Origin of the sequence: Kitasatospora sp. NBC_00458 (assembly GCF_036013975.1) — a bacterium.
In the GTDB taxonomy this organism is placed as follows: domain Bacteria; phylum Actinomycetota; class Actinomycetes; order Streptomycetales; family Streptomycetaceae; genus Kitasatospora.
Genome location: NZ_CP107904.1, coordinates 3680648 through 3706992, shown reverse-complemented (window position 1 = coordinate 3706992; position 26345 = coordinate 3680648). Strand labels below are relative to the sequence as shown.

Here is a 26345-nt window from a genome sequence, read left to right as displayed (position 1 = left end):
CCCGCCGCCTCCGCACCGGAGGCGGCGGGCCGTCGCACGACCGGCCGACGCCCGGGGCGGTGGCGCGACGCGGCCGTCCCGGCACCGGCCGGTCCTACACTGACCCGCTGTGAACGAAACCATCGAGGACGCCGCGCTCGTCCTCGTCTTCATCGCCCTGGGCGGGCTGTTCAACGTCGCCGAGATCTCGCTGATCTCGCTGCGCGAGGGCCAGATCCGGTCGCTGGAGGCCCGCGGCACCCGGCGGGCCACCCGGGCCGCGCACCTCGCGGCGGACCCGAACCGCTTCCTCGCCGCCGTCCAGGTCGGCGTCACCTGCATGGGCTTCCTGTCCGCCGCCTTCGGGGCCGACACGCTGGCCGGCAAGGTGGCCCCGCTGTTCGTCCGGGCCGGGCTCTCCGAGGGGATGGCCGACGCCACCGCCCTGGTCGGCCTCACCCTGGTGATCAGCTACGTCTCGCTGGTGCTCGGCGAGCTCACCCCGAAGCGGATCGGCCTCCAGCGGGCCGACTCCATCGCCGTGCTGGCGGCACCGGTGGTGGACGTCATGTCGGTGGTGCTGCGCCCGGTGATCTGGCTGCTCGGCCACTCCACCGACCTGATGGTCCGGCTGTTCGGCGGGGACCCGACCGCCGGCCGCGGCTCGATGAGCTCCGAGGAGCTCCGCGGCCTGGTCGCCGCCAACACCGAACTCGGCAGCGACGAGCGGACGTTGATCGCCGACGTGTTCGCCGCCGGGGAGCGCCAGCTGCGCGAGGTGATGGTCCCGCGCACCGAGGTGACGTTCCTGGACGCCGAGCGCCCGCTGGCCGAGGTCCGCGAGCAGGCGGGCACCTCGCCGCACTCCCGCTACCCGGTGGTCGAGGGCAGCTACGACGCGGTGACCGGCTTCGTGCACGTCCGCGACCTGTACGGCGCCCGCGGCGAACGGGCCGCCAAGGTCCGCGACCTGGCCCGCCCGGTGAAGCTGCTGCCCGGCACCAAGCGGGTGCTGGCGGCGATGGGCGAGATGCGCCGCGAGGGCCACCACCTGGCGATCGTGGTCGACGAGTACGGCGGCACCGCCGGCATCGTCACCCTGGAGGACCTGGTGGAGGAGGTGATCGGCGAGATCCGTGACGAGTACGACAGCCAGGAGCCGAGCACCACCCGCCGGCTGGCCGGCGGCGGCATGGAGCTGGACGGCCTGCTCAACCTGGGCGACTTCGCCGAGGAGACCGGCGTCACCCTCCCCGAGGGCCCGTACGAGACGGTGGCCGGCTGCCTGGTGGCCGCGCTGGGCCGGCTGCCCGTCGACGGCGACCGGGTCCGGATCCCGGCCGGGCCGGGGGAGGAGGTGCTGCTGACGGTGGCCAAGGTGGAGGGCCGGCGGATCGCCCGGGTCGGGGTGAGTGCGGTCACACTGACGGAACCGCCGGGGGCAGAGGTTTCCTGACCGGTCGGTGGAACTGGAACAATGGCCCGCATGGTCAACGCAGCGGTCACTGGTCCGGTCAAGGACCGTCCCCGGGTTCTCTCCGGGATCCAGCCCACCTCCGGTTCGTTCCACCTCGGCAACTACCTCGGTGCGGTGCGCCAGTGGGTCGATCTGCAGGAGGACAACGACGCCTTCTACATGGTGGTCGACCTGCACGCGATCACGGTCGAGCAGGACCCGGCGACGCTGCGCCAGAACACCCGGATCTCCGCCGCCCAGCTGCTCGGGGCCGGTCTGGACCCGGAGCGCTGCACCCTGTTCGTCCAGTCGCACGTGCCCGAGCACGCGCAGCTGGGCTGGGTGATGAACTGCCTCACCGGGTTCGGCGAGGCCTCCCGGATGACCCAGTTCAAGGACAAGTCGGCGAAGCAGGGCGCCTCCGGCACCTCGGTCGGCCTCTTCACCTACCCGATCCTGCAGATCGCCGACATCCTGCTCTACCAGGCGGACGCCGTCCCGGTCGGCGAGGACCAGCGCCAGCACCTGGAGCTCACCCGGGACCTCGCCGAGCGGTTCAACACCCGCTACAGCCCGACCTTCACCGTGCCGAAGCCGTACATCCTCAAGGAGACGGCCAAGATCCTGGACCTCCAGGACCCGGGCGCCAAGATGAGCAAGTCCGCCTCGTCCGCCAAGGGCCTGGTCAACCTGCTCGACGAGCCGAAGACGAGCGCGAAGAAGTTCAAGAGCGCCGTCACCGACACCGGCACGGTCGTCTCCTACGACGAGGAGGAGAAGGCCGGCGTCTCCAACCTGCTGCGGATCCACTCGGCGCTCAGCGGCCGGTCGGTCGACGAGCTGGTCGCGCACTTCGAGGGCAGGATGTACGGCGCCCTGAAGACCGAGCTGGCCGAGCTGTTCACCGAGTGGGTGACGCCGTTCCAGCAGCGGACCCGGACCTTCCTGGACGACCCGGCCGAGCTGGACCGCGTCCTCGCGCTGGGCGCGGAGAAGGCCCGTGACGTGGCGTCGCGGACGCTGGAGACGGTGTACGACCGGATCGGCTTCCTCCCGGCCGCCAAGCGGTGACTCCGCTGACGAGCCTGCCCGGTGGTGGCGGTCTGCCCGGGACCGTCACCATCGGCGTGTCCGTGAGCGTCCCGGATCCGTACGGCTCGGCGATCCAGGACGCGCGGGCCGGGCACGGCGATCCGCTGGCCCGGTCGATACCCACGCACGTCACCCTGCTGCCGCCGACCGAGGTGCCGGCCGAGGCGCTGGCGAAGATCGAGGAGCACCTGGCCGCGGTGGCCGGTGCGCACCGGCCGTTCCGGATGGTGCTGCGCGGTTCGGGCACCTTCCGCCCGGTCTCCCCGGTGGTCTTCGTCCGGGTCGAGGAGGGCGAGCGGGAGTGCCGGCTGCTGGAGGCGGACGTCCGCTCCGGCCCGCTGGCCCGGGAGCTGGCGTTCCCGTACCACCCGCACGTGACGGTGGCGCACGGGCTCGCGGACGACGTGCTGGACCAGGCCCACGAGCAGGCGCGGTCGTTCCGGGCGGCGTTCCCGGTGCCCGGGTTCAGCCTCTCCCGGTTCGACGACGACGAGGTCTGGCGGCCCTGGCGGGCCTACGACTTCTCCTGAACCCGCTCCGCCCCGGGCCGGTCGCCCCGGCGCCGCGGGCCGGTGCCCTGCGCCGGTGTCCGCCGTTCCCGGGCCCGTCCGAGTCCGAGCATCCGGTCGACGACCCGCCCGGCGGCGCCGCCGTCGTCCAGCGCGCAGTGGAGCTCCCGGAACCGCCGGTGGCGCTCGGCGTACCCGGCGGGCGGCCCGCCGCCGCCGTCGTCGGCGAGCGCGCGCAGTGCCGCGACCACCCGGGCGGAGTCGTCGAGCAGCGGTCCGGGCGCCTGCGCCTCGAAGTCGAAGGTGAAGCCGCGCAGGGTGTCCCGGTAGTGGGCCAGGTCGTAGGTGAAGAAGAGCATCGGGCGGCCGGTGACCGCGAAGTCGAACATGACGGACGAGTAGTCGGTCACCAGCACGTCGGCGATCAGCAGCAGCTCCTGGACGTCCGGGTAGTCGCCGCAGTCGTGGACGAAGCCGTTCCCGGCCTCCGCCAGCTGTTCGCGGACGTGCGCGTGCTGGCGGACCAGCAGCACGTGGTCGCGGCCGAGGGCCTGCCGGGCCCGGTCGAGGTCGAGCCGCAGGTCGAGCCGGAACCCGTTGCCGTCCGCGCGCTGCTGGTCCTCCCGCCAGGTCGGCGCGTACAGCACGACCCGCTTGCCGTCCGGGACGCCGAGCCGGCGGCGGACGGCGGCGGCCCGTCCGGCGTCGGGCCGGGCCAGCAGGTCGTTCCGGGGGTAGCCGGACTCCAGGATCTCGCCGCCGTAGCGGAAGGCCCGGCGCAGGAACGGGGTGGCGAAGCCGCTGGGCGAGAGCAGCAGGCTCCACTGCGGGGTCTCCCGGTCGAGCGCCTCCAGGTAGCCGTGGTCGGCGAGCCAGGGGTTGTCGACGTCGTGGGCGATCCGTTTGAGCGGGGCGCCGTGCCAGGTCTGGACGACGACCTGGCCGGGGCGGCGGTGCAGGAAGTCGGGGAAGTGCGTGTTGCCGACCAGGTACCGGCTGGTGGCCAGGGCCCGGTACCACTCGGGGCTCCAGACCCGTACCGCGCGGACCCCGGGCGGCAGTTCGGCCTGGGCGTCGTCGACCGCCCAGAGGTGTTCCAGGGGGGCGCCCCGGCGCGCCAGTTCGGCGTGCACGGCGCGCGGTGAGTCGGCGTAGCCGCGGCCGCCGAAGACGTCGTAGAGCACGGCCTCGCGCAGCGGTTCGCGGCGGGCGGCGGGGTAGCCGGCGGTGCGCTGGCGGGCCTGCGTCCAGGCGCTGCGCTCGGTGGCGGTGAGGACGGGGGTGGAGTCGAGCAGCAGGGTGTCGTGCCAGCGCCGCTGGAGCAGGATCCGCTTGCCGCCGGCCCGGGTGGCGGCCGGCAGGGCGGGCAGGACGGCGGGGGCGGCGATCAGCGGGCGTGCCGGGCCGGGGCGGCCGGCCGGGTGGAGGGCCGCCTCCCAGAGTCCCTTGCGCAGCGGCAGTTCGGTGCCGTCGGATCCGGTGCGGGTGGCGGGCAGCAGGACCCGGAACCGGTGGCCGGGGCCGAGGTCGACCGGCCGGCGGACCTCGCCGCCGGTGCCGCCGTGCCGCAGGACCAGCTCCAGCGGTCCGGGGGCGGGGCAGTGGCCGGTGAGTTCGAAGCCGCCGGGCCGGACGGCGATCCGTTCGACGTAGCCGGCGGCGGGCTGGACGCGGAGCTGGAGGCGTCCGTCGGCGAGGTGCTTGAGGTGGAGCACCCGGTCGTCGGCGGCGGGCAGCCGGTGCTGGCCGGCCACCGGACCGTGCCGTTCGTCGAGGACGAGCGGTTCGGCGGAGCCGTCCGGGCGGAGCAGGTCGGGGTCCCAGTGCTCCGGCTCGCCGGTGCCGCGTCCGTCGGCGGTGAACGGCGGGTACGGCAGGTGGACGGTGACGGACCGCCCGGTGGCGGCGACCGGGTGGGCCAGGACGGCGGCGCTCTCGCGGTGGCGCAGTCGCAGGACGGTGCCGGGCGGGCAGGGAGTGGTGGTGGTGCCGTGCAGCCGCAGTCCGTCGGCCGCCGGTTCGGCGCAGGTGAGGAGGGCGCCGGGGCGTTCCAGCCGGAGGGTGAGCCGGCCGTCGGCGAAGTGCGGCTGGAGGCGGACGTCGTGGTCGACCCAGCGGGCGGGCGGGTACTCGCCGGAGCCGCACCAGTGGGCGCCGAGGGTGCCGTACTGGCGGCGCAGCCGGGTGGGGCGGGGGCGGGTGAAGAGGGTGGCCTCGACGGTCCAGTCGCCGAGCTGCCAGTCGTCGCCGGGGCGGAGCCGGCGCGGTTCGACCAGGGCGGTGAAGCCGGCCCAGTCGTTGTTGTGGTCGGGCCGGGCGGCGTCGTCGGTGATCTCGGGGATCCGGCGGGGCCGGGTGGGCAGGTGGACGGGGGCCTCGTGGTCGCCGCGGTGCAGGGTGAGCCAGGTCCAGGCGGAGCCCGGGCGGGCGGTGTCGCGGTCGTCGGGGCGGGCGTAGCCGGTGAGTTCGAGGCCCCGGGCGGTCCAGCGGGCGCGCAGCAGGCCGAAGGCGGCGTCCTCGTCGTCCCCGGGCAGCGGTCCGCCGGGCCGGGCGGCGGCGTGCGGGAGGACGAACCTGGTGAGGACAGTCATCTTCCACGAACCTTTCTCGGCAGGAATCGCGAAGTTACCGGGAAGGTTTCTTGAAGTCAATAAACTGTTTACCTGATAATTACCTGAGAGTTCGCCCAGAGAATGAATATTCGATAACCGGTCATCGAAAAGGGCGCCCGGTGCGATCACTCGCACCGGGCGCCCTTTTTTCAGCGGTTCGCGGGGACTACGCCTCGCGGCTCAGCATCGCGTCCACCACCCGGGCGGAGGCTCGGCCGTCGTCCAGGTCGCAGTACTTCTCGCGGAACGCCGCGTACGCCCCGGCGTGCTCCGCGGCCACCTCGTCCACCCGGCCCAGCGCGGCGACCAGCTCCTCCGAGGTGGCCAGCAGCGGACCGGGCGCGTCCTTCTCCAGCGGCAGCGAGAAGCCGCGCAGGTTGTCGCGGTAGTGCGCCAGGTCGTAGGTGAAGAACAGGATCGGCTTGCCGGTCGCGGCGAAGTCGAAGACCGACGCCGAGTAGTCCGTCACCAGCACGTCGGCGACCAGCAGCAGCTCCGCCATGTCCGGGTGGCTGCTGACGTCCCAGACGTAGCCGTTGCCGGCGCCCGGGATCGGCTCGCGCACCTGGGAGTGCCGGCGCACCAGCAGCACCTGGTCGTCCGCCAGCGCGGCCTGCGCCGCCTCCAGGTCCAGCTGCAGGTTCAGCTGGTACCCGCCGTAGTGGCGGCGCCGGTCCTCGCGCCAGGTGGGCGCGTACAGCACGACCTTCTTGCCCTCCGGCAGGCCGAGCCGCTCGCGCACCTGCTCCGCCGTCTTCTCCCGGTCGGGGGAGAAGAACAGGTCGTTGCGCGGCAGGCCGCTCTCCAGGATCTCGCCCTTGAAGTCGAAGGCGCGGCGCAGCACCGGAGCCGCCCAGCTGCTCCCGGCGACCAGCAGGCTCCAGTTCGGAACCTCCTGGGAGAGGCCCTTCAGGTAGTTCGAGTCGGTGAACCAGACCTTCTCGAAGTCGTGGCCGATGTTCTTCAGCGGGGTCCCGTGCCACGTCTGCAGCACGATCTGGCCCGGCCGGCGGACGAAGAAGTCCGGCAGGTGCGCGCTGGTCACGATGTACTTCGCGGTGGCCAGCGTCTCGAACCACTCCGGGCTCCAGAGCCGGACCGCACCGGCCGTCTGCGGCAGGTCGGCCTGCAGGTCGTCACTGCCCCACAGGTGCTCCAGCGGCAGGCCGCGGCGGACCAGCTCCTCGTGGACCGCCCGCGGCGAGTCCGCGTAGAGGCCGCCGAGCGCGACGTTGTAGAGCACCGTGTCGCGCAGCGGCAGCCGGCGGGCGGCCGGGTAGTCGACCTTCCGCAGCTGGCGCTGGCGCCAGCCGCTGCGCTCCTCCGGAAGCAGTATGTTCTCCGACTCCAGCTGCAGGCCGTCGTGGTGACGGCGCTCCAGCACGATCCGCTTGTTGCGGGCCTCCACCTCCAGCGGAAGCGAGCCGAAGCACTCGGGCGTGATCAGCGCGTACGTGCTCATGTCCGGGTTGTAGACGACGCCGGCCGGGCGGAACGAGACGTTCCAGCCGCCCTGGGCGAGCGGCACGTTGCCCGCGAACGAGGCCGTCGGCACCGCGGGGAGCGCGGTCCGGAACCGGCCGTCCGAGATCTCCACCGGGTAGACGTGCTGCTCCTCGCCCCAGTGGTGGCGGACGACCAGCTCCCAGTGGTGGTTGCCGGGCTGCGGGAAGGTGCCGCTGAGCAGGAAGCCGTCCGCGCCGCGCGAGGTGACCTCGTGGATCACCGGCTGCAGCAGCTGGTCGGAGAGCTGCAGGTAGCCGCTGGGGGAGGGCTTGGAGTAGAGCGTGCGCCGCTCCGCGACCGGGGCGTCGGCGTTCAGCACCAGGTTGAGCTGCTCCGGCGCGTTGCGGTCGTCCAGGGCGATCGGCACGACGCTGCCGTCGGCCAGCACCAGCGCGGCGTCCCAGCGGTCGCGGGCGCGCTCCTCGGCGATCGGGTCCAGCTTGGCCCAGGCCTCGCGGACGGCGGTCAGCTCGGCCGTCGGGACGGCGGCCCGGAACGGCTGGAGGGAGCCCACCGCGGAGCCCTGCGACAGCGGGAAGAACAGCTCGCGCTCGGACTCGACGTGGGTCAGCCGCAGCCGCCCCCCGGCCAGCCGGACGCCGGAGCGGGCCGCGCCGGAGACCTCGACCGCGTCGCCGCCGGCGGCGGCCAGCCCGGTCACCCGGACCCGGACGTTCTCGACCCGGAGGTAGACGCTGCCGTCACGGATGAACGGCACGATCCGGACGTCCGGCTCGACCCAGTGCGAGGGCAGGTACAGGGCGGTGTCCGCCCAGCCGGCCCAGATCCGGCCCTTGTAGACGCCGCCCTTGCCCGCGCCGGCCACCAGGACGCGCCAGTTGCCGTCCTTCCACTGGCCGCGGTGCTTGAGCTTCGCCGGGTCGAGGGCGACGGTGAAGCCCGCCCAGTCGCAGTTGTACAGGTCGTGGTGGTTGGTGGCGGTGGCCTCGGGGCTGTACTGGGTCTTCATCGGCACGGCGACGACCCGGCGGCCCTTGGTCTCGCGCAGCACCAGCGTGCGGACCATGTCGAGCTTGTTGGCGGCGCCGAGCTGCTCCGGGTACGCGTGCCCGGTCATCCTCAGCCGGCCGCCCTCCCACGCCGTCTCGTAGAGCCGGCTGCGGATGACGGTGGAGTTGCGCAGGCTCAGCAGGCTGGACGGCACGCTCTTGCGGCCGCCGCGCAGGAACGGGTAGTCGGCGTACGGGCGCAGCAGGCCCCTGGCGACGACGCCGCCGTTGCTCTCGCCCTCGTACTTGATCTGCTCGACGAACTCGTCGATCCGGCCCTGCAGCGTCAGGTGGTACTTCAGGCGCAGCGGCGCGCGCAGCTTCTTGACCGGCTCCGGGCCGATCGCCCGCAGCAGCCGGCTGACGCACTTCACGTACGCGTCCCGGTACTCCTTGTCGCCGTCCACGACGGACCAGAAGAACATCGGGAGCTCCTCGACGAGGGTGTTCTCGTCGTAGGTGCGCAGGTACTCGGCGAAGCGCGGCTCGGTCTGCTTCCTCAGCCAGCCGCGGACCAGCTCGACCGAGGTGACGCGGTCGATCAGGCCCTTCGGGTTGGTGCGCATCTGCGTGATCGACATCTCGCCGACCTCGCGCTCGCGCCAGTGGTAGATCGGCTCGGAGAGCACGTCCACGCTCTTGGCGAGGTAGTGGTGCGGCACGCTGACCGGGGCGTCCTCGTACAGGATGCCCTCGGGGTAGAGGATGCCGGCCGCGTCGAAGAAGGAGCGGCGGTACACCTTGTTCCACGCGGTGCGGTCGGTGACCAGCGAGGGGATCTCGGTGATGTGCGTCTTGAGCACGGTCTTGGCGAACGGACGGCTGTGGCCGCCGGACTGGTAGTAGCCGATCGCGCGGAACCGCAGCACGTTGCCGGTGGCGAAGTCCGAGCCGGTCTCGTCGAGCGTGTTGATCATCAGCTCGTACGCGCTCGGCGGCATCGAGTCGTCGCTGTCGACGAAGCAGAGGAACTCGGAGTCCGGGTCGATGTGCCGGATGCCCGTGTTGCGGGCCGCGCCGAGGCCCTTGTTGACCTGACGGACCAGGCGGAACCGCGAGTCCTCAGCGGCGTAGGCCTCGGCGAGTGCGGCGCTGGTGTCCTTCGAACCGTCGTCGACCATGACGCACTCGAAGTCCGTGAACGTCTGGGCGGCGATCGAGTCGAGACACTCCACGAGGTAGCGCTCGACGTTGTAGATCGGGACGACGATGGAGAGGCGGGGAGCCATCGGCTACGCAGGCCTTTCTCGGGAAGGAGCGTGGCAGCCCGTTCGGGGTCTGACCGCACTTTGATCGGTGCGTACGTGCCTGCCGATCCTACCGTCCGGCCCGATGGGCCCCCGGGCGACCGCGATCCGCCGGCCACTACGCTGAACCCATGCCCCGCTTCAGTGTGATCGTCCCGGTTTACAAGGTCGAGGAATACCTCACCGAGTGCCTCGATTCGGTGCTCGGCCAGGGGGGTCCGGGACTCGAACTGATCGCGGTGGACGACCGCTCCCCGGACGGCTGCGGCGCACTGCTCGACGCGGCCGCCGCCCGCGACCCGCGGGTCCGGGTGCTGCACCTGCCGGAGAACGTCGGCCTCGGCCGGGCCCGCAACGCCGGCCTCGCCGTCGCCACCGGCGACTACGTGGTCTTCCTGGACAGCGACGACACCCTGACGCCCGGCCTGCTCGCGGCCGTCGACGACCGCCTCACGACCGGGGGCGACCCGGACGTCCTGGTCTACGACTACGCCCGCACCTACGCCGACGGCCGGATCACCCGGGCCGCCTCCGCGCACGTCTTCGGCGCCGACTCCCCGGCCGTCTTCGACCTCGCCGCCCGCCCCGACCTGCTCGACCTGCTCCAGGTGGTCTGGAACAAGGCCTACCGGCGCGACTTCGTCACCGCGCAGGGCCTCACCTTCCCGGCCGGCTACTACGAGGACACCCCCTGGACGTACCCGGCGCTGCTCGCCGCGCGGAGCATCACGCTGCTCGACCGGGTCGGCGTGCACTACCGCCAGCGCCGGGAGGGCGGCAACATCCTGGCCACCGCCGGCCGCAAGCACTTCGACGTCTTCGCCCAGTACGACCTGGTCTTCGCGTTCCTGGACGGCCGCCCCGAGCTGGACCACTGGCGCCCGGTCGTCTACGGCCGGATGCTGCACCACCTCAACACCGTGGTCTCCCGCCCCGGCCGGGTCCCGCCCGGTGACCGCCGCGAGTTCTTCCGGCAGGCGGCCGCGCACTGCGCCCGGCTGCGCCCGGCCGGCTACCGGCCGCCCTCCGGCGTGGCCGGGGTCCGCACCGAGCTGCTCGGCCAGGGCCGGTACACCGCCTACCAGGCCGTCCGCGCGCTGGGCCGGGCCCGCCGACTGGTCCGGCGCTGACCCTCCGGAGCCGCCCCTCCCTCCGGAGCCGGGAGGACCGCCGGTGAACGCCGCGCAGGCGCCGTCGGTGGACCTGGTGACGGGACGGGGAGTCTGACGGCCGTTCGGGCGAACTGCCGGTATAACCGGACGGTGGACTTCCTGACCCGTCTCCCGGTGATCGGCCCGCTCGTGGCGCGGGTGCTGCGCAGCCGCCCGTACCGCGCCTACGAGCACCTCACGGCCGTCCGCGGCAACCGGCTGGCCGGCGCGGTCACCTTCTTCGGCTTCCTCGCGCTGTTCCCGCTGCTCACGGTGGCACTGGCGATCGCCGTCGCCACCCTCAGCGACGCCCGCGTCGACGACATCCAGGAGCACATCTCCGAGCAGCTGCCCGGCATCTCGGACGCGCTCAACCTGCCCTCCCTGGTGGCCAACGCGGGCGCGGTCGGGCTGGTCAGCGGCGTCCTGCTGCTGCTGTCCGGGCTCGGCTGGGTGGACACCATGCGCACCTCGATCCGGGACGTCTGGCAGCTGCCCGACGAGGAGGGCAACCCGGTGCTGCGCAAGGCCCTGGACTGCCTGGTGCTGGGCGGACTCGGCCTGGTCTCGCTGTTCTCGCTGGGCGCCTCGGCGGCCGGGACGACGCTGGCCGGCCGGATCGCCGACTGGATCGGTCTGGGTCGCGGCGGGCCCGGCGGCTACCTGCTGACCGGCGTCGGCCTGCTGGTCGCGATCGCCTCGGCGATGGTGCTCTTCGCCTACCTGCTGGCGCCGTTCGCGCGGATCGGCGGGCAGAGCCGGCGGGCCGTGCTCCAGGGTGCGCTGATCGGCGCGGCCGGCTTCGAGCTGCTGAAGGTCCTGCTCTCCTCGTACCTCGGCTCGGTCGCGGGGAAGAGCCTCTACGGTGCCTTCGGGGTCCCGGTGGCGCTGCTGCTCTGGATCAACTTCGTCTGCCGGCTGCTGATGTACTGCGTCGCCTGGACGGCGACGGCCGACCCGGAGGCCGCCCGGGAGCGGGCCCGCGAGCACGCCCGTGCGATCGTCGAGAAAGCCGACGAGGCGGCCGACGAGGCGGCGGCCGGGGCGGCCGGAGGCAAGGCGGAGGGCGGAGCGGACGGCGGCCCGACGGAGACCCGGCCCCGGACCTGAGACCGGGCCCCGTCACGGGGTCAGCCGGCGGCCGCGCGCCGCCGGTTGAGCAGCAGCAGACCGCCGGCGCCGCCCGCGGTCAGGGCGACCGCGACGACGATCCAGCCGACCGGTCCGAGCCCGTCCCCGCCCCCGTCCGTGGCCGCGTGCGCGACGGGTGCGGCGGTGGCGGTGGCGGTCGGCGAGGGGTGCGGCGGCGGGGCGGGCGCCCCCGCGGCACCGCCGGCCTGGCCGGTCGGCACCGGGGCGGCGGTCTCGCCCTCCTCGACCAGCCTCCCGACCGGCGTGACCTTGCCGGACGCGGCGAAGCCCCAGTCCAGCAGCGCCGCCGTCTCGTCGTACACCTTCTGGTACGTCGACGGGTGCATGACCGTCACCAGCAGGGTGCGGCCGTCCCGTTCGGCGGCGCCGACGAAGGTGGAGCCGGCGTTGGTGGTGAAACCGTTCTTCACGCCGATCAGGCCCGGGTACTTGCCCAGCAGCCGGTCGGTGTTGGCGATCCCGAAGCTGCCGCGCTGGCCGGTGTTCTTGTCCACCGCGCCGGGGAACACCGCGTCGCGGGTGGCGCAGTACGTCCGGAAGTCCGGGTTGCGCAGGCCCGCGCGGGCGAACAGGGTCAGGTCGTAGGCCGAGGAGACCTGGCCGTCCGAGTCGTAGCCGTCCGGCGAGACCACCTTGGTGTCCCGGGCCTGGAGCGCCTCCGCCCGGGCCTGCATCTCGGCGACGGTCTGCTGGACGCCGCCGTTCATGTGCGCGAGGACGTGCACCGCGTCGTTCCCCGAGCTCAGGAAGACCCCGCGCCAGAGGTCCTCGACCCGGTACTCCAGGTCCTCCTTGATGCCGACCAGCGAGCTGCCGGGGCCGATCCCCTGGATCTCCGCGTCCGCGACCTTGTGCACGGTGTTGCGGTCGAACTTGGGCAGCACGGTGTCGGCGAAGAGGATCTTCAGGGTGGAGGCCGGGGCCAGCCGCAGGTGCGGATTGCTGGTGGCGAGCACCTCGCCCGACGCCGCGTCGGCGACTATCCAGGACTGCCCGGTGAGATCGCCCGGCAGGGCCGGGGCCCCGGCCAGCGGGGACACCTGGACCCCGGGGAGGCCCAGTCGTTCCCCGCCGACCGCGGCCGGCGGCGGTGGCTCGTTCGGGGCCGCGCCGGCCGCCGGGGCGGCGAGGAGGAGCGGGAGGGCCGCGGCCGGCGCGGCGATCATGCGTGCGAGCTTCGAGCAAGTGGGCACCAGCAGACGGTACCCAGTGCGGGGCCCCGTCGTCCGCCACTCCGTCGCGGTCCGCCGCAGGAGGGGGCCGCCGTACGCCGAACGGCCCCCCGCGCATACTGGAGGAGCACACCGCCTTCACCGCGCCGCCGCCTCCGCCGCGCCGCGGCCCCCACCGCACCGCCCCACCGAGGACCGCCCCGTGAAGCTCAGCCGCCGCACCTCCTGGTTCCTGACCGCCTTCGGCGTCTGGTCCGTGATCATCTGGACCACCTTCGTCAAGAACCTCTGGAAGGACTCCGGCGGCCAGGCCTTCGTCGACGGCGACCACTCGCAGCCGACCGCCTTCTTCTGGGTCCACCTGCTGCTCGCCGTCACCTCCTTCGCGCTCGGCCTCGCCGTCGGCGCCGTCGGCGTCCGCGGCCTGCGCGCGACCCGCCGGGAGCCGGCCGCCGGCTGACCCGTTCAACCTGGTTGCAGGGGTGCCCCGGGCGCTGGGAGGATCCCAGCGCTCGACCATGATCGAACTCCCGTTCACGGTCCTCCTGTGCATCGATTCACTCCAAGGGGTGGGGTACCTCATGAAGCCTGCGCACCGTCGCCGACTCGGCGGAGCCGCCGCGGCGGCCCTGGCGGCGGGTCTGCTCGCCGCGCCGGCCGCCGCCGCGGCCGAGACCGGCCTCCGGGTCACCGGGACCACCGCGTCCCCGCAGCCCGGGATCGTCTCCGCGGGCGTCCTCACCGACGCCTGCGACGCCGCCACCGCGCCCGGCTGGATCGGCCGCACCATCGACGGCCCGACCCTCAAGGCGACCGTCGCCTCGGACACCACCGGCACCCTGTCCGCGCGCTTCTCCGTCCGGGACCAGACCGCCGGCGACACCGCCGCGTTCAGCGCCGTCCGCGAGGCCTCCGCCTGGAACAAGGAGGCGAGCACCCTCGTCCCCGGCCTGGTCGACGGCCACAGCTACGCCTGGAACGCCCGCGCCCTCCAGGGCCACAAGATCTCCCCGGCGTCCCCGGACTGCCACTTCAAGGTGGACCTGACCAGCGCCCAGCCCGCCGTCTCCTCCACGGACTTCCCGCCGCTCGGCTCCGGTCAGAAGCCCGGCAAGTACGCCGGCGAGACCGCCGCCTTCGTCCTCACCGGCACCGACCCGGTCCCGGCCGGCGGCGGCGAGGCCTCGGGCCTGGCCTGCTACCGGTACGCCTTCAACGACAACAGCGGCCTGAACGGCGGCTGCGCGGGGGACAGCGTCAAGCCCGGCCCGGACGGCATCGCCACGCTCACCACCAAGGTGAAGGAGTGGGGCACCAACATCCTGTACGTTCAGGCGGTGGACAACGCGGGCAACGTCAGCTTCACCACCTCCTACAGCTTCTACGCCCCGTCGGACCCGCGGCCGAAGCCCAGTGTGCTCGGGGACGTCGACGGCGACGGGGTGCGGGACATCCTGCTGCCGGACGCCGCAGGCAACCTCCAGATCATCGGCACCGGGAGTGCCGACACCACGCCGACCTCGGTCCTCACCAAGGCCGCGGCGCCGAACCGGGTCTCGTGGTCCGGCTTCCAGACGGCCCATCGCGGATGGCGGGGCCACGCGCCGATGGACGACGTACTGGTGCACCAGCCCGGGTCACCGGCCCTGTACTTCTACTACAACACCGACAACGGCGCCTTCCGGCAGTACCCGAGCGTGGTCACCCGGCCGACGGGTTGCCAGGACGCGGCCGGTGCGGACGCCGCCTGCCCCGCCGACTACGCACCCGACTGGAGCAAGGCCGACCAGACGGTGGCGCTCGGCTCGCTGAACACCCAGCTGAGCCCGTCCCTGCTGACCGTGGAGAACGGCGACCTCTGGCTGTTCGCCAACCCCGGCCTGCAGTACCGGCTGAGCACCGCCCGCAAGCTCACCGCCGGCGGTCTCTGGACCGGCTACGACCTGGTCGCGCCCGGCGCCGACAAGGCCGGCAACCTGGCGCTCTGGGCGCGTGAGCGGGCCAACGGCGCGCTGCACGCCTACGCGGTCCCGAAGAAGGGCGACGGCACCTTCGACTTCTCCGCCCTGGCCGACCCGTCCGCCGGCGTGGTCGCCACCGGCTTCACCCCGGACGCCTACCCGACCCTCGGCAGCGAGGGCGACCTCGACGGCGACGGCACCGCCGACCTGTGGGCCGTCGGCGCCGACCGCCACCTCCTGCGGTACAGCGGCTGGACGGCTCCGAAGGACCTCGGCGTCCTGCGCTGAGCCCCGGTACCACGAAGGCCCCGTCCGATCTGATGATCGGACGGGGCCTTCGTCATGGAGCCGGGATCAGAAGCGGCGGGTGACCAGCGCCCGCTTCACTTCCTGGATCGCCTTGGTGACCTCGATGCCACGCGGGCAGGCCTCCGAGCAGTTGAAGGTGGTCCGGCAGCGCCAGACGCCCTCACGGTCGTTCAGGATCTCCAGCCGCTGCTCCGCACCCTCGTCGCGCGAGTCGAAGATGAAGCGGTGCGCGTTGACGATCGCGGCCGGGCCGAAGTACTGGCCGTCGTTCCAGAAGACCGGGCAGGACGACGTGCACGCGGCGCACAGGATGCACTTGGTGGTGTCGTCGAACCGCTCGCGGTCCTCGGCGGACTGCAGGCGCTCGCGGGTCGGGTCGTTCCCCTTGGTGATGAGGAACGGCATGACGTCCTTGTACGCCTGGAAGAACGGGTCCATGTCCACGATCAGGTCCTTGAGGACCGTCAGGCCCTTGATGGCCTCGATCGTGATCGGCTTCTCCGGGTTGACGTCCTTGACCAGGGTCTTGCACGCCAGCCGGTTGCGGCCGTTGATCCGCATGGCGTCGGAGCCGCAGATGCCGTGGGCACAGGAACGGCGGTAGGTGAGGGTGCCGTCCTGCTCCCACTTGATCTTGTTGAGCGCGTCCAGGACGCGCTCCTTCGGGTCCATGTCCAGCTGGTAGTCGACCCACACCGGGTCCGGGTGCTCCTCCGGGTTGAACCGGCGGATCCGGAAGGTGACGGTGATCAGCTTGACGGCCCCGCTCTCGGCCGCGTCCAGAGCGGCCGAGTGCTTCTCCACGGTCGGAGTGCTCATCAGTACTTACGCTCCATCGGCTGGTAGCGGGTCGTGACGACCGGCTTGTAGTCGAGGCGGATGGAGGTGGTGCCGTCCGCGGCAACCTCCTGGTACGCCATGGTGTGCTGCATGAACTTCACGTCGTCACGGGTCGGGAAGTCCTCGCGGTAGTGACCGCCGCGGGACTCCTCGCGGGCGAGCGCGGAGACCGCCAGGACCTCGGCCAGGTCGAGCAGGTTGCCCAGCTCGACGGCCTCCAGCAGGTCCGTGTTGTACCGGAAGCCCTTGTCCTGGATCGCGACGTGCTTGTACCGCTCGCGCAGCGCGGCGATGTCCTCGACCGCCTGCTTGAGGGTGGCGCCGGTGCGGTACACCATGGCGTTGGTGTCCATGGTCTCCTGCAGCTCCTTGCGGATCTGCGCCACGGACTCGGTGCCGGTGGACTCGCGCAGGCCGTCGACCAGGGCCTGGACCTTCTCGGCCGGGTTCTCGGGCAGCTCGGTGAAGCCCACCGTCTGCGCGTAGTCGGCGGCGGCGATGCCGGCGCGCTTGCCGAAGACGTTGATGTCCAGCAGCGAGTTGGTGCCCAGGCGGTTGGCGCCGTGCACCGACACGCAGGCGACCTCGCCGGCCGCGTACAGGCCGGGGACCACGTCGGTGTTGTTGCGCAGCACCTCGCCCTCGACGTTGGTCGGGATGCCGCCCATGGCGTAGTGCGCGGTCGGCTGGATCGGGATCGGGTCCGTGTAGGGCTCGATGCCGAGGTAGGTGCGCGCGAACTCCGTGATGTCCGGGAGCTTGGCGTCCAGCTGCTCCGGCGGCAGGTGGGTGAGGTCCAGGTAGACGTGGTCGCCGTCCGGACCGCAGCCGCGGCCTTCGCGGATCTCGGTGTAGATCGCGCGGGAGCAGACGTCACGGGACGCGAGGTCCTTCATGACGGGGGCGTAGCGCTCCATGAAGCGCTCGCCGTCCTTGTTGCGGAGGATGCCGCCCTCGCCGCGGGCGCCCTCGGTGAGGAGGATGCCCATCCGCCAGATGCCCGTCGGGTGGAACTGGAAGAACTCCATGTCCTCCAGCGGCAGGCCGCGGCGGTACACCAGGGCCTGGCCGTCACCGGTGAGGGTGTGGGCGTTGGAGGAGACCTTGAAGAACTTGCCGGTGCCGCCGGAGGCGAAGACGACCGACTTGGCCTGGAAGACGTGGATCTCGCCGGTGGCCAGCTCGTAGGCGACGACGCCGGCCGTCTTGCCGTCGTTGATCAGCAGGTCGAGGACGTAGAACTCGTTGAAGAACTCGACGCCGTGCTTGACGCAGTTCTGGAACAGCGTCTGGAGGATCATGTGACCGGTGCGGTCGGCCGCGTAGCACGAGCGGCGGACCGGGGCCTCGCCGTGGTTGCGCGAGTGGCCGCCGAAGCGGCGCTGGTCGATCCGGCCCTGCTCGGTCCGGGAGAAGGGGAGGCCCATCTTCTCCAGGTCGAGGACGGCGTCGATGGCCTCCTTGCACATGATCTCGGCGGCGTCCTGGTCGACCAGGTAGTCACCGCCCTTGACCGTGTCGAAGGTGTGCCACTCCCAGTTGTCCTCCTCGACGTTGGCGAGGGCGGCGCACATGCCGCCCTGGGCCGCGCCGGTGTGGGACCGGGTGGGGTAGAGCTTGGTGAGCACCGCGGTGCGGCTGCGCTGCGTCGACTCGATGGCCGCGCGCATGCCGGCGCCGCCGGCGCCGACGATGACGGTGTCGTACTGGTGAATCTGCATGGGGGTTCTGACTCGCCTCTGGCCTCTGCCGATTGCCGATTAGATGTTCGGGTCGAAGGTGAAGATCACCAGGGTGCCGAGCAGCACGGTGAAGACCGTGGCGGCACCCATGAGGCCCTTCAGCCAGAGCCGGGTGGAGTCCTTCTCGGCGTAGTCGTTGATGACCGTCCGCATGCCGTTGGAGCCGTGGAGCATGGCCAGCCAGAGCATCAGGAGGTCCCAGACCTGCCAGAACGGCGAGGCCCAGCGGCCGGCCACGAAGGCGAAGCCGATCTTGGAGACGCCGCCGTCGAGCACCAGCATGATCAGCAGGTGGCCGAGGATCAGCACCACGAGGACGATGCCGGACAGGCGCATGAAGAGCCAGGCCAGCATCTCGAAGTTGGTCCGGGTGCGGCGCGGGGTCTTCTTCGTCCGCTGGCGCGCCGGCTCGATCACGAAGTCGTCGGCCGGGTTGCCGGTGCCGAGACCCTTGCCGGTGTGCGCCTGGACGGAGGGGACCACCAGGGCGTCGGAGATTTCCGTGGACATGTCTCAGATCACTTCCCGAACCAGGAGGTCAGCGTGTGCTGCAGGATCGGGTAGAAGGCGCCGGCCATCAGGACGACCCAGACCCCGACCACGGTCCAGAGCATCTGCTTCTGGTACTTCGGGCCCTTCGACCAGAAGTCGACGGCTACGACCCGCAGGCCGTTCAGGGCGTGGAACAGGATGGCGGCCACCAGGCCGTACTCCATCAGGTTCACGAGTGGCGTCTTGTACGTCTGAATGACGGTGTCGTACGCCTCGGGAGACACCCGCACCAGTGCGGTGTCCAGGACATGTGCAAACAGGAAGAAGAAGATGAGGACGCCGGTGACTCGATGAGCCACCCAGCTCCACATGCCTTCCCGGCCGCGGTACAGCGTTCCAGCCGGCACGGAAAAACCCTCCGGAAGCGATTGGGGGCTCGGCCGGCTTCGGTGTCGGTCAGCCCGGCCGGGTACGGTCCACCGGCCGCGAGCATCCTATCGACGCGCTGTCGGGAACCGCCTCCGGGGGCCCGAGGTGTGATCAATCAGGCACGACTGGCCTAGTCGGGCGGGAACCGGCACAACGGTCGCGACGCAGAGTGACCGCCCCGGCGCGCTACGGTGCCCAGCCCCGAAGCCCGCCGCCGACACCCTGCCGAGGCCCCCCGTGCTGCCGTCCCCGCCCCGCCCCTCACCCCGCCCCTCACCCCGTCCGGTGCCCGCGGCCCGCCCGCCGGCCCGTCCCGCTGCCGGCCGGCCGTCCCGAGCAGGGCTGCTGCTCGGAGCGCTGCTCCTCACCGCCGGCTGCGCCGCGGCGGACGGCTCGGCCGACCGGGCCCGGGGCGGCGGCCCGGCCCGCGAGCTCACCGCCGCCGAACTGCGCGCGGCCGCGGTGACCGACGCCGACCTGGGCCCCGGCTACACGGTGACGGTGATGACGCCCGGTCACGGTGAGACCGGTTCGGGGGGCGGCCGGGAGTCCGCCGACCCGCCGGTCTGCCAGCCGCTGCTGGACGCGGTGTCGCCGGTGGCGGCGGGCGGGGCCTCGGCCGCTCCCGGGCCGGCGGTGCCGTACGCGGAGACGGACCTGAGCGTGGCGCGGGCCGCGGACCCGGAGGGGGGCGTCTACGGGGGGCTGCTCGGCTACCGGGGCGACCGGGCGGCCCGGCTGCAGGCGGAGCTGGAGGGGCTGTTCGGCGCCTGCGCGTCCTTCGTCTCGACGGCGCCGCCGCCGCCCTCGGAGAAGGGGCGCAAGGAGGTGCGGACCCGGCACCGGCTGAGCCGGAACGACACGCCCACCCCCGGGGGAGCCGACGCGGTGACCGGATTCACCCTCACGAATGAATCGGCGACGGCGGTGCTCGCGCAGCGTGCGGTGCTGGCGCGGGTCGGTCCGGCGCTGGTGGTGTTCAGCACGGTGGGCGTCGGGGCGGAGCCGGCGCCGGAGCCGGACGAGCGGATCGTCGGGCGGCAGGTGGCCAGGCTCCGCGCGGCCCAGCGGGGCTGACCGGTCCGGAGCGGAACGGGTCGGAGCCGACGGGCCGGGGAGGACGGGGCGGAGAGGCCGGGCCGGAGGAGCCGGAAAAGCCGGAGCCGCCCGGCCCGTCCGTCCCGCCCGGGTGGGGCGGGACGAACGGGCGGAGCGGCTCAGCGGGCCCCGGCCCCCGTGTGGGTGGCGACCAGGTGCTCCAGGCGGGTGAGGGCGATCCGGCGCAGTTCGTCGGAGGCCACCAGGCGTTCCTCGTCCCGGTCGTTGGCGAGTCGGGTGCGGATCGAGCTGAGGACGGTGTCGAGCATCTCCTCGGGGGCGACGCTCTCCAGGCAGACCACGAAGACGTGGCCGAACCTCGCCTCGTAGGCGGCGTGGGCCGCCCGGAGCGCGGTGTGCGCCGCCTGGCTGCCGGGTGCGCGCATGCCGAGGAGCGGCTGCGGCATCCAGCTCTCGTCCGCCAGTGCCTCGGCCAGGTCGGCCGGGCGCAGGTCGTAGGAAGCCTCGCTGGCGGCGGCCAGCAGGGACTCTATGTCGGGGTAGGGCCGGTGCGCGGTGAGTCGGAGGGCCCACCGGTGGCTGCCGCAGCAGGCCAGCAGGGCCTCCTCGACGGCGCCGGCGTCGGCCTCGTTGAATCGGTGCAGTCCGAGGAGGGTCGGCTCGGTCCGGGGGTCGAGCCGCTGTGACGGAATCTCGCTGGCCAGCGGGTCCTCCTCGTGAGGGCGGGAAGGTGCCGGTGAAGTGGTGGTGACGTCAGGTGAAGTATGGGGCTGCGGGGCGGCGTCCAGCGCCCGTCCGACAGCGACTCAACGGTAGTTGAGCGGTCATCAGTTGGGGAGGGCGCACGCGGATTTCATCCGAACGAGCTATCAAGTTGTGACGTTGACACCTTCGTGTCAGCGCCCTCCCCATCTTCATCTGCTACGACGCACCGTCCCCGGCGCCCCTTCCGTCAGCGCCGCGTTCCGCGCGGATGCCCGGCGCGGGTTGTCCGGCGGGTCGTCCGCGGGCGTCAGGAGCACTTGGTCCCGGCGGCCGGCAGGGTGCCCTCGGTGAGGTACGCGGCGTACGCCGCGTCGATGCAGCCGTTGCCCTTGCCGAAGGCGCCGTGGCCCTCGCCGACCCGGGTCAGCAGGGTGGCGCTGGCGAAGCCCTTGGCCAGCGACTCGGCGGCGGCGTACGGGGTGGCCGGGTCGCCGGTGGAGCCGACGACCAGGATCGGCGCGGCGCCCTCGGCCCGGACGGTGTGCGGCTTCTCCGGCGACTTGAACGGCCAGTTGGCGCAGGAGCCCTCGGTGAAGTCCTCCACGGTGACGTCCTTGGTGAACAGCGGCGCCTCCTGCTGGAGCTTCTGCACGGCGGCCTGGGCCTGCTCGGCGGTCGGGGCCGCGGAGGCGCCGTCGGCGCAGCGGACCGCGACCAGGGCCGCCTCGCTGGCGTCGTAGTGGCCCTTGTCGTCCCGGCCGTTGGACTCGTCGGCGGAGGCGAGCAGGACGTTGCCCTGGCGGGCCTGCATCGCCTCGGTGAAGGCCAGGCGCAGGTACGGCCAGTAGGTCTTCTCGTCGCCGTAGAGCATGTGCGTGACGCCGGTCCAGGCGAGGCCGCTGCCGACCTTGCGGCCGTCCTTGGTGGGGAGCGGCTTGTCGCGCAGCCCGTCGAGGAAGTCGGCGGCCTTCCTGGCCGCCTTGGCGGAGGACTTGCCCAGCGCGCACTCGTCGGCGTGGTTCTCGACGCAGTCGACGGCGAAGCGCTGGAAGGACTTCTCGAAGCCGATGATCTGCGCGATGCTCTTGTCGAGGCTCCCCTGGGCGGGGTCGACGGCGGCGTCGAGGATCAGGCGGCCGGTGTTCTTCGGGAACTCCTCGGCGTAGAGCGCGCCCAGGTAGGTGCCGTAGGAGATGCCCAGGTAGTTGAGCTTCTGGTCGCCGACGGCGGCGCGCAGCACGTCCAGGTCGCGGGCGGTGCTGCGGGTGCCGACGAAGGGCAGCAGCTTGCCGGACCTGGCCTGGCAGGCGGCTATGTACTCGGCCTCCTGCTTGTCCGACAGGGCCTTCGCCTCCTGCGGGTCGGCCGGGTCGTCCTGCTCGTTGACCGCGTCGCGCTGCTTGTCGTCCAGGCAGAGCACCGGGGAGCTCTCGCCGGTGCCGCGCGGGTCGAAGCCGATCACGTCGAAGCGGTTGTGCAGGGTGCCGTCGAACTGCTCGGCGCCGAACTTGACCATCTCCACGCCGGAGCCGCCCGGGCCGCCAGGGTTGACCATCAGCGAGCCGAGCCTCTGGTCCTGCTTGGCGGCGGGCAGCTTGAGCAGTGCGAGGTCGAGGGCCTCGCCCGACGGGTTGGTGTAGTCGAGCGGGACGTGCAGCCTGCCGCACTTCATCAGGGAGGTGTCGATCTTCGCCTCGGCCGCCTTGGCGTCCGGCGGGCAGGCGGCCCAGGTGATCTGCTGGCCGTAGAAGGGCTTGAGCGCCGGGTCGTCCGCGCCGGTCGGCTTCACGGTCGGGGTGGGCGTCGGCGTCGGGGTCGGGGTCGGCGTCTCGGCGGCCGTGGTGGCGGCCGCCGACGGGGTGGAAGCGGCCTGGTCCTGGGCGGGCCGGTCGTTCCCGCCGCACGCCGTGGTGAGGAGCAGGGTGCCGGCCGCGAGCGCGGTCAGCAGAAAGCGCGGGCCGGGGGCCCGATGATTCGTCATCGCACGTATGTACCACTGCCCGGTGACAGCTTCGGTGCGCGCCCCCGCGGGACGGCCCGCGGGGGCGGTGCGGAACGGTTCGAACCGGTACGGAACGGGCCGGCCCGGACCGGCGGGTGTCGGTCCGGGCCAGCCCGGGTGCTCAGAGCTCCCGGTGCACCTTGTGGTTGGCGGCCTGGGCCCGCGGGCGGACCACCAGCAGGTCGATGTTGACGTGGGACGGCCGGGTGACCGCCCAGGCGACGGTGTCGGCGATGTCCTCCGAGGTCAGCGGCTCGGCGACGCCCGCGTACACCGAGGCGGCCTTCTCCTCGTCGCCGCGGAACCGGGTGACGGCGAAGCCCTCGGACTTCACCATGCCCGGTGCGATCTCGATCACCCGGATCGGCTCCCCGCACAGCTCCAGCCGGAGCGTCGCGGCGATGGTGTGCGCGGCGTGCTTGGCCGCCACGTAGCCGCCGCCGCCCTCGTACGCGGCCAGTGCCGCGGTGGAGGAGAGGACGAGGATCGTGCCGTCGCCGCTCGCCCGCAGGGCCGGCAGCAGCGCCTGCGTCACGTGCAGCACGCCGAGCACGTTCACCTCGTACATGGCCCGCCAGTCGGCCGGGTCGCCGGACTCCACCGGCTCGGCGCCGATCGCCCCGCCGGCGTTGTTCACCAGCACGTCCACCCGGCCGAAGGCGTCCACGGCGGCCCGGTCGGTCACGTCCAGGGGGTGGGCGCGCCCGCCGATCTCCTCGGCCAGCCGCTCGATCCGCTCGGTCCGGCGGGCGGTCAGCACCACGTCGAAGCCCTCGGCCGCGAGCCGGCGGGCGGTGGCCGCACCGATCCCGCCGCTCGCGCCGGTGACGACGGCCACCTTCTGCTCGGTCATTGCCACTCCTGAGATATCCGGTCGGTTCAGCCGATCATCTCAAGGCCGGCGGCGCCGCACGGAGGGAGGAGCGGACCGTCCCGCCGGGGCCGCCGCGGAGGACGCCGTGGCCCCGGACCGCCGCCGGAGCAACCCCCGGACCGCCGCCCGGACCCCGCCGCACGCGGGTGGACGCCCACCCGCCGGTTCCGGGCCGAACGGTTCCGGGCCGGGCGTGATTCCGAGCCATCGTCAATTCCCCTGGCAGGAGCGGCGTGACCGTGATCGCCGACGATCGTTGCACTGCACAGGAACCTTGGGGAAGGCGGCTGAAACAAGATGTCATACCCACCTGCTCGGCCGGTATGCGCCCATCCGGGGACTTCTTTCCGGGAAGTCGGGCCAAATCCCCCCGACAGGCCTACCCTTGTTGAGATGAACCGTCGTGAGTCCGCCCAGTCGGCCGTCACCCTCACCGCTGCCCGCCCCGCCGCCGGTCTCCGCGACCGGGTAGGCGCGCTGGAGCCCGAGCTGATCGCCTTCCGGCGGGACCTGCACCGGCACCCGGAGCTGGGCCGCCAGGAGTTCCGTACCACCGGCCTGCTGCGCGACCGCCTGGTCGCCGCCGGCCTCGCCCCCCGGGTCCTCCCGGGCGGCACCGGAATGCTCGTCGACATCGTTCCCGAGTCCGCCCCGCGCGGGGCCGGCTTCCTGGCCTTCCGCGCCGACATCGACGCCCTGCCGATCGACGACGCCAAGACCGACGTCCCCTACCGTTCGACCGTTCCCGGCCGGGCCCACGCCTGCGGCCACGACGTGCACACCTCGGTGGTGCTGGGCACCGCGCTGCTGCTGGCCGCGGCGGCCCGCACCGGCGAGCTGCGCCGCCCGGTCCGGCTGTTCTTCCAGCCTGCCGAGGAGGTCATGCCCGGCGGTGCGCTGGACGTGATCGCGGCCGGCGGGATGGACGGCGTGGAGCGGATCTTCGCGGTGCACTGCGACCCGAAGGTGGAGGTGGGCCGGGTCGGGCTGCGGGTCGGGGCGATCACCTCGGCCTGCGACCGCCTGGTGCTGAACCTGGACGGTCCCGGCGGCCACACCGCCCGCCCGCACCTCACCACCGACCTGGTCACCGCGATCGCCCGGATGGCGTCCGACCTGCCGCCCGCGCTGGCCCGCCGGATGGACCCGCGCTGGGGCGTCTCGCTGGTCTGGGGTCGGATCGCCGCCGGTTCGGCGCCCAACGTGATCCCGCAGCACGCGGAGCTGGAGGGCACCGTCCGCTGCCTGGAGCTGGCCGGCTGGCGGGAGGCTCCGGACCTGCTGCACGAGCTGATCGCCAAGCTCGCCGAGACCTACCGCGCGAAGTGGACGCTGGACTACCACCGGGGCGTTCCGCCGGTGGTCAACGAGGCGGTCTCGGTCGGCCTGCTGGAGGAGGCCATGACAGCGCGATTCGGCCGCCCCGGCCGCCAGGTGGTGGAGGACACCGAGCAGTCGCTCGGCGGCGAGGACTTCTCCTGGTACCTGGAGCACGCCCCGGGCGCACTGGCCCGGCTCGGCGTCCGCACCCCCGGGGACACCGCCGTCCGCGACCTCCACCAGGGCAGGTTCGACGTGGACGAGCGGGCGATCGCGGTCGGCGTGGAGCTGTTCGCGGCGCTGGCCCTGGAGTCGGGCCCGGAGTCGGAGGCCGCCGCCGCCGGGCGCTGAGCCCCCCTCCGCGCCCGTTTCGCGGCCTTTCCACCGGCGTAAACCGGACACTCACGATGAGTGTCCGGTTTGTCGCAATACGGCCTTTATTTACGGTTACGTACACTGGGCTGCGCACCTTCCGACCGCCGTCCTGACACGGAAAAGGGGCGGTGGGAGGGCCGTGAGACCACGGTTTGATAACAACCCGAATGCTCCGGCGGCCCGTAACCCAACCGTGTTCTACGCGCGTTACGGTGGCGTCCGACCACGCTAATCGGGTGCGTGTGAGAAGGAGATACTCCCTTGCGCCGTTCTACTAAGCTCGCCGCGGTTGTGCTCTCGGGTTCCCTGGGCATCGCCTCGCTCGCCGCTTGCGGCGCAAAGAGCAACGACACCACCGCCTCCTCGGGCTCCGCCGACGGCGGCCTGAAGGTCGGCATGGCCTACGACATCGGAGGCCGTGGCGACCAGTCCTTCAACGACTCCGCCGCGCGCGGCCTGGACAAGGCCAAGAGCGACCTCGGCGTCGCCGTCACCGAGGCCGACGCCAAGACCGGTGAGGCCGAGGCCGACAAGGAGACCCGCCTCAAGAACCTGGTGACCGCGGGCTACAACCCGATCATCGCCGTCGGCTTCGTCTACCAGGCCGCGGTCGAGAAGGTCGCCAAGGAGAACCCGAACACCAAGTTCGCGATCATCGACTCGGCCTCCGAGACCCAGCCCAGCAACGTCACCTCGCTGACGTTCTCGGAGCAGGAGGGCTCGTACCTGGCCGGTGTGGCCGCCGCCCTCAAGTCCAAGAACAAGCACGTCGGCTTCATCGGCGGCGTCCAGTCCGAGCTGATCAAGAAGTTCGAGGCCGGCTACATCGCGGGTGTCCGCTCCGTCGACCCGAACATGCCGGTCGAGGTCACCTACCTGAGCACCCCGCCGGACTTCTCCGGCTTCGCCTCGCCCGACAAGGGCAAGGAAGCCGCGCAGGGCCAGATCGACAAGAAGGCCGACGTCATCTACACCGCCGCCGGCTCCTCCGGCAACGGTGCGATCGAGGCCGCCGCCAACGCCAACGCCCTGGCCATCGGCGTCGACTCCGACCAGGCCGCCCAGCCGGCCCTGGCGAAGTACAAGAACAGCATCATGACCTCGATGGTGAAGAACGTCGACAAGGCCGTCTTCGCCTACATCGAGTCCGCCAAGAAGGGCACCCCCTTCACCGGCGTGAAGAACTTCGACCTCAAGGCCGACGGTGTCTCGCTCGCCACCACCGGCGGCAAGATCGACGACATCAAGGCCAAGCTCGACGAGGCCGCCAACGCCATCAAGACCGGCGCCACCACCGTCCCGACCGCCCCCACCAAGTAGGGGTCCGGACGGACGTCGCTGCCGCTGCCGC

The 26345-nt window shown here is 72.4% G+C and carries 20 protein-coding genes; 10 read left to right on the top strand and 10 right to left on the bottom strand.

Annotated elements, in window-relative coordinates; all coding sequences use genetic code 11:
* Nucleotides 1–109: 109 nt before the first annotated feature.
* The 3 genes from OG550_RS14910 (at nt 110) to OG550_RS14900 (ending at nt 3057) form a co-directional block, all read left to right on the top strand.
* Nucleotides 110–1435, top strand: coding sequence for a hemolysin family protein (locus tag OG550_RS14910; RefSeq protein WP_327677738.1), 1326 nt, complete (start codon nt 110–112; stop codon nt 1433–1435).
* A gap of 30 nt (nt 1436–1465) precedes the next feature.
* Nucleotides 1466–2506 (top strand): tryptophan--tRNA ligase, encoded by a 1041-nt coding sequence (trpS, locus tag OG550_RS14905; protein WP_327677736.1) that lies wholly within the window; start codon nt 1466–1468, stop codon nt 2504–2506.
* Nucleotides 2507–2568: 62 nt separating this feature from the next.
* Nucleotides 2569–3057, top strand: a complete 489-nt coding sequence (locus OG550_RS14900) for a 2'-5' RNA ligase family protein (RefSeq protein WP_327677735.1) — start codon at nt 2569–2571, stop codon at nt 3055–3057.
* Here the strand turns inward: OG550_RS14900 and OG550_RS14895 are convergent.
* Together OG550_RS14895 and OG550_RS14890 are read right to left on the bottom strand one after the other, a co-directional pair.
* Nucleotides 3042–5627 (bottom strand): CDP-glycerol glycerophosphotransferase family protein, encoded by a 2586-nt coding sequence (locus OG550_RS14895; protein ID WP_327677733.1) that lies wholly within the window; start codon nt 5625–5627, stop codon nt 3042–3044. The genes OG550_RS14900 and OG550_RS14895 overlap by 16 nt on opposite strands.
* A gap of 187 nt (nt 5628–5814) precedes the next feature.
* Complete coding sequence (locus tag OG550_RS14890; RefSeq protein ID WP_327677731.1) at nt 5815–9393, bottom strand: bifunctional glycosyltransferase/CDP-glycerol:glycerophosphate glycerophosphotransferase; 3579 nt, start codon at nt 9391–9393, stop codon at nt 5815–5817.
* 149 nt (nt 9394–9542) lie between these two features.
* Here OG550_RS14890 and OG550_RS14885 point away from each other — a divergent pair, with 149 nt between their 5' ends.
* Nucleotides 9543–10541: a glycosyltransferase family 2 protein gene (locus OG550_RS14885; protein WP_442905999.1), complete on the top strand. Its 999-nt coding sequence runs from the start codon at nt 9543–9545 to the stop codon at nt 10539–10541.
* Between the two features lie 132 nt (nt 10542–10673).
* Nucleotides 10674–11672, top strand: a complete 999-nt coding sequence (locus tag OG550_RS14880; RefSeq protein WP_327677730.1) for a YihY/virulence factor BrkB family protein — start codon at nt 10674–10676, stop codon at nt 11670–11672.
* Nucleotides 11673–11692: 20 nt separating this feature from the next.
* Here OG550_RS14880 and OG550_RS14875 read toward each other — a convergent pair whose 3' ends face one another.
* Nucleotides 11693–12880, bottom strand: a complete 1188-nt coding sequence (locus OG550_RS14875) for a D-alanyl-D-alanine carboxypeptidase family protein (RefSeq protein WP_327677728.1) — start codon at nt 12878–12880, stop codon at nt 11693–11695.
* A 208-nt stretch (nt 12881–13088) separates the two neighbouring features.
* Between OG550_RS14875 and OG550_RS14870 the strand changes: the two genes are divergently transcribed.
* Both OG550_RS14870 and OG550_RS14865 read left to right on the top strand, forming a co-directional pair.
* Entirely contained in the window at nt 13089–13346 is a 258-nt protein-coding gene (locus tag OG550_RS14870) for an SCO4848 family membrane protein (RefSeq protein ID WP_327677726.1), read from the top strand.
* A 121-nt stretch (nt 13347–13467) separates the two neighbouring features.
* A complete protein-coding gene (locus OG550_RS14865; protein WP_327677725.1) occupies nt 13468–15135 on the top strand; it encodes a hypothetical protein in 1668 nt (555 codons plus the stop codon).
* Between the two features lie 66 nt (nt 15136–15201).
* Here OG550_RS14865 and OG550_RS14860 read toward each other — a convergent pair whose 3' ends face one another.
* Genes OG550_RS14860 through sdhC form a run of 4 tightly spaced genes read right to left on the bottom strand, consistent with a single transcriptional unit; the run spans nt 15202 to nt 18637 of the window.
* Nucleotides 15202–15975: a succinate dehydrogenase iron-sulfur subunit gene (locus OG550_RS14860; protein WP_327677723.1), complete on the bottom strand. Its 774-nt coding sequence runs from the start codon at nt 15973–15975 to the stop codon at nt 15202–15204.
* A complete protein-coding gene (gene sdhA, locus OG550_RS14855) occupies nt 15975–17717 on the bottom strand; it encodes a succinate dehydrogenase flavoprotein subunit (protein WP_327677721.1) in 1743 nt (580 codons plus the stop codon). Before sdhA ends, OG550_RS14860 begins: the two co-directional genes overlap by 1 nt.
* Nucleotides 17718–17756: 39 nt before the next feature.
* Nucleotides 17757–18248 (bottom strand): succinate dehydrogenase, hydrophobic membrane anchor protein, encoded by a 492-nt coding sequence (gene sdhD / locus OG550_RS14850; RefSeq protein ID WP_327677719.1) that lies wholly within the window; start codon nt 18246–18248, stop codon nt 17757–17759.
* Between the two features lie 8 nt (nt 18249–18256).
* Nucleotides 18257–18637, bottom strand: coding sequence for a succinate dehydrogenase, cytochrome b556 subunit (gene sdhC / locus OG550_RS14845; protein ID WP_037779669.1), 381 nt, complete (start codon nt 18635–18637; stop codon nt 18257–18259).
* A 307-nt stretch (nt 18638–18944) separates the two neighbouring features.
* Here sdhC and OG550_RS14840 point away from each other — a divergent pair, with 307 nt between their 5' ends.
* Entirely contained in the window at nt 18945–19736 is a 792-nt protein-coding gene (locus OG550_RS14840) for a hypothetical protein (RefSeq protein WP_327677716.1), read from the top strand.
* A 140-nt stretch (nt 19737–19876) separates the two neighbouring features.
* Here the strand turns inward: OG550_RS14840 and OG550_RS14835 are convergent, their stop codons facing one another.
* The 3 genes from OG550_RS14835 to OG550_RS14825 form a co-directional block, all read right to left on the bottom strand.
* The gene (locus tag OG550_RS14835; RefSeq protein ID WP_442906151.1) at nt 19877–20314 is read right to left on the bottom strand and encodes a 2-oxo-4-hydroxy-4-carboxy-5-ureidoimidazoline decarboxylase; all 438 of its coding nucleotides are present in this window, start codon (nt 20312–20314) and stop codon (nt 19877–19879) included.
* A 416-nt stretch (nt 20315–20730) separates the two neighbouring features.
* Entirely contained in the window at nt 20731–22404 is a 1674-nt protein-coding gene (locus OG550_RS14830) for an alpha/beta hydrolase (protein WP_327677714.1), read from the bottom strand.
* Nucleotides 22405–22546: 142 nt separating this feature from the next.
* Nucleotides 22547–23278, bottom strand: coding sequence for an SDR family oxidoreductase (locus OG550_RS14825; protein ID WP_327677712.1), 732 nt, complete (start codon nt 23276–23278; stop codon nt 22547–22549).
* A 414-nt stretch (nt 23279–23692) separates the two neighbouring features.
* Between OG550_RS14825 and OG550_RS14820 the strand changes: the two genes are divergently transcribed.
* Both OG550_RS14820 and OG550_RS14815 read left to right on the top strand, forming a co-directional pair.
* Entirely contained in the window at nt 23693–24970 is a 1278-nt protein-coding gene (locus OG550_RS14820; RefSeq protein WP_327677710.1) for an amidohydrolase, read from the top strand.
* A 285-nt stretch (nt 24971–25255) separates the two neighbouring features.
* The gene (locus OG550_RS14815; protein WP_327677708.1) at nt 25256–26314 is read left to right on the top strand and encodes a BMP family lipoprotein; all 1059 of its coding nucleotides are present in this window, start codon (nt 25256–25258) and stop codon (nt 26312–26314) included.
* The last annotated feature ends 31 nt before the right edge of the window (nt 26315–26345 follow it).

What these genes read in the sequence shown, in the direction of transcription:
- sdhD (WP_327677719.1), bottom strand. Translation starts at nt 18,248, where the DNA reads ATGTCCACGGAAATCTCCGACGCCCTGGTGGTCCCCTCCGTCCAGGCG.
- OG550_RS14890 (WP_327677731.1), bottom strand. Translation starts at nt 9,393, where the DNA reads ATGGCTCCCCGCCTCTCCATCGTCGTCCCGATCTACAACGTCGAGCGC.
- OG550_RS14875 (WP_327677728.1), bottom strand. Translation starts at nt 12,880, where the DNA reads ATGATCGCCGCGCCGGCCGCGGCCCTCCCGCTCCTCCTCGCCGCCCCG.
- OG550_RS14860 (WP_327677723.1), bottom strand. Translation starts at nt 15,975, where the DNA reads ATGAGCACTCCGACCGTGGAGAAGCACTCGGCCGCTCTGGACGCGGCC.
- OG550_RS14865 (WP_327677725.1), top strand. Translation starts at nt 13,468, where the DNA reads ATGAAGCCTGCGCACCGTCGCCGACTCGGCGGAGCCGCCGCGGCGGCC.
- trpS (WP_327677736.1), top strand. Translation starts at nt 1,466, where the DNA reads ATGGTCAACGCAGCGGTCACTGGTCCGGTCAAGGACCGTCCCCGGGTT.
- OG550_RS14820 (WP_327677710.1), top strand. Translation starts at nt 23,693, where the DNA reads ATGAACCGTCGTGAGTCCGCCCAGTCGGCCGTCACCCTCACCGCTGCC.
- OG550_RS14895 (WP_327677733.1), bottom strand. Translation starts at nt 5,627, where the DNA reads ATGACTGTCCTCACCAGGTTCGTCCTCCCGCACGCCGCCGCCCGGCCC.
- sdhA (WP_327677721.1), bottom strand. Translation starts at nt 17,717, where the DNA reads ATGCAGATTCACCAGTACGACACCGTCATCGTCGGCGCCGGCGGCGCC.
- OG550_RS14885 (WP_442905999.1), top strand. Translation starts at nt 9,543, where the DNA reads ATGCCCCGCTTCAGTGTGATCGTCCCGGTTTACAAGGTCGAGGAATAC.
- OG550_RS14830 (WP_327677714.1), bottom strand. Translation starts at nt 22,404, where the DNA reads ATGACGAATCATCGGGCCCCCGGCCCGCGCTTTCTGCTGACCGCGCTC.
- OG550_RS14825 (WP_327677712.1), bottom strand. Translation starts at nt 23,278, where the DNA reads ATGACCGAGCAGAAGGTGGCCGTCGTCACCGGCGCGAGCGGCGGGATC.